This is a genomic window from Nocardioides sp. NPDC087217, assembly GCF_044744805.1.
In the GTDB taxonomy this organism is placed as follows: Bacteria; Actinomycetota; Actinomycetes; order Propionibacteriales; family Nocardioidaceae; genus Nocardioides.
The window spans coordinates 1-2500 of record NZ_JBIUZB010000017.1 but is presented as its reverse complement, the minus strand read 5'-3'; the positions used below and the strand labels follow the sequence as shown (position 1 = coordinate 2500).

Sequence of the window (2500 nt, the reverse complement as noted above, 5' to 3'; positions counted from 1 at the left end):
CCGTCAGAGCCCGGCCGGCCTTGTGGCAGTGGGGGTGATGGCGTGCCTTTTGAAGAATGAGCCTGCGAGTTAGCGGTGTGTGGCAAGGTTAACCCGTGTGGGGAAGCCGTAGCGAAAGCGAGTCCTAATAGGGCGATTGAGTCGCGCGCTCTAGACCCGAAGCGAAGTGATCTAGCCATGGGCAGGTTGAAGCGCCGGTAAGACGGCGTGGAGGACCGAACCCACTTCAGTTGAAAATGGAGGGGATGACCTGTGGTTAGGGGTGAAAGGCCAATCAAACTTCGTGATAGCTGGTTCTCCCCGAAATGCATTTAGGTGCAGCGTTGCGTGTTTCTTGCCGGAGGTAGAGCACTGGATAGCCGATGGGCCCGACCAGGTTACTGACGTTAGCCAAACTCCGAATGCCGGTAAGTGAGAGCGCAGCAGTGAGACAGTGGGGGATAAGCTCCATTGTCGAGAGGGAAACAGCCCAGACCATCAGCTAAGGCCCCTAAGCGATAACTAAGTGGAAAAGGATGTGGAGTCGCAGTGACAACCAGGAGGTTGGCTTGGAAGCAGCCACCCTTGAAAGAGTGCGTAATAGCTCACTGGTCAAGTGATTCCGCGCCGACAATGTAGCGGGGCTCAAGTTATCCGCCGAAGCTATGGCACTCCGGTTTTCCGGGGTGGGTAGGGGAGCGTCGTGTATCGAGTGAAGCAGCGGAGTGATCCAGCGGTGGACGGTACGCGAGTGAGAATGCAGGCATGAGTAGCGAATGATGTGTGAGAAACACATCCGCCGATTGATCAAGGGTTCCAGGGTCAAGCTAATCTGCCCTGGGTAAGTCGGGACCTAAGGCGAGGCCGACAGGCGTAGTCGATGGACAACGGGTTGATATTCCCGTACCGGCGAAGTGACGCCCATGATGAGGCGCATGATGCTAACCATCTGAAGCATGCGTGACCGATCCCTTCGGGGTGAGGCGTGTGTGTGGAACATGGGACCCAAGTGTGTAGTAGTCAAGTGATGGGGTGACGCAGGAAGGTAGTCGAACCGTAGCGATGGTTGTCTACGGGTAAGCGTGTAGGGCTGTGTGTAGGCAAATCCGCACACTGTGTGCCTGAGACGTGATACGGACCCGTTTGGGGAAGTCGATGATCCTATGCTGTCGAGAAAAACCTCTAGCGAGTCATGAGCCGCCCGTACCCCAAACCGACTCAGGTGATCAGGTAGAGAATACCGAGGCGATCGAGCGAACCATGGTTAAGGAACTCGGCAAAATGCCCCCGTAACTTCGGGAGAAGGGGGGCCCGGATCGTGAACCCACTAGCTGGGGGAAGCGTGAAGGGCCGCAGAGACCAGGCCCAAGCGACTGTTTACTAAAAACACAGGTCCGTGCGAAGTTGTAAGACGATGTATACGGACTGACTCCTGCCCGGTGCTGGAAGGTTAAGAGGACGGGTTAGCCTCACGGCGAAGCTCAGAATTTAAGCCCCAGTAAACGGCGGTGGTAACTATAACCATCCTAAGGTAGCGAAATTCCTTGTCGGGTAAGTTCCGACCTGCACGAATGGAGTAACGACTTGGGCGCTGTCTCAACCGTGGACTCGGCGAAATTGCACTACGAGTAAAGATGCTCGTTACGCGCGGCAGGACGGAAAGACCCCGGGACCTTTACTATAGTTTGGTATTGGTGTTTGGTTCGGCTTGTGTAGGATAGGTGGGAGACTGTGAAGCGCACACGCCAGTGTGTGTGGAGTCATCGTTGAAATACCACTCTGGTCGTACTAGATGTCTAACTTCGGACCATGATCTGGTTCAGGGACAGTGCCTGATGGGTAGTTTAACTGGGGCGGTTGCCTCCTAAAGTGTAACGGAGGCGCTCAAAGGTTCCCTCAGCCTGGTTGGCAATCAGGTGGCGAGTGTAAGTGCACAAGGGAGCTTGACTGTGAGACAGACATGTCGAGCAGGGACGAAAGTCGGAACTAGTGATCTGGCCACGGCATGTGGAAGCGTGGTCACTCAACGGATAAAAGGTACCCCGGGGATAACAGGCTGATCTTCCCCAAGAGTCCATATCGACGGGATGGTTTGGCACCTCGATGTCGGCTCGTCGCATCCTGGGGCTGGAGTAGGTCCCAAGGGTTGGGCTGTTCGCCCATTAAAGCGGCACGCGAGCTGGGTTTAGAACGTCGTGAGACAGTTCGGTCCCTATCCGCCGCGCGCGTAGGAAACTTGAGAAAGGCTGTCCCTAGTACGAGAGGACCGGGATGGACGAACCTCTGGTGTGCCAGTTGTACCGCCAGGTGCATGGCTGGTTGGCTACGTTCGGAAGTGATAACCGCTGAACGCATCTAAGCGGGAAGCACGTTTCAAGATGAGGTTTCCCACCCTTTATGGGTTAAGGCCCCCTACAGACTATGGGGTTGATAGGCCGGAGGTGTACAGCAGTGATGCCCAGCCGACCGGTACTAATAGGCCGAGGGCTTATCTTTCATAAACCCTCAACAAAAACAACAA

1 rRNA gene (cut by a window edge) is annotated in these 2500 nt (G+C 55.4%); it reads left to right on the top strand.

What is annotated here, in order from left to right:
• Window positions 1-2475: ribosomal RNA gene (locus ACIO3S_RS29695) — 23S ribosomal RNA — on the top strand; it begins 616 nt to the left of the window's first position.
• Window positions 2476-2500 lie beyond the last annotated feature (25 nt).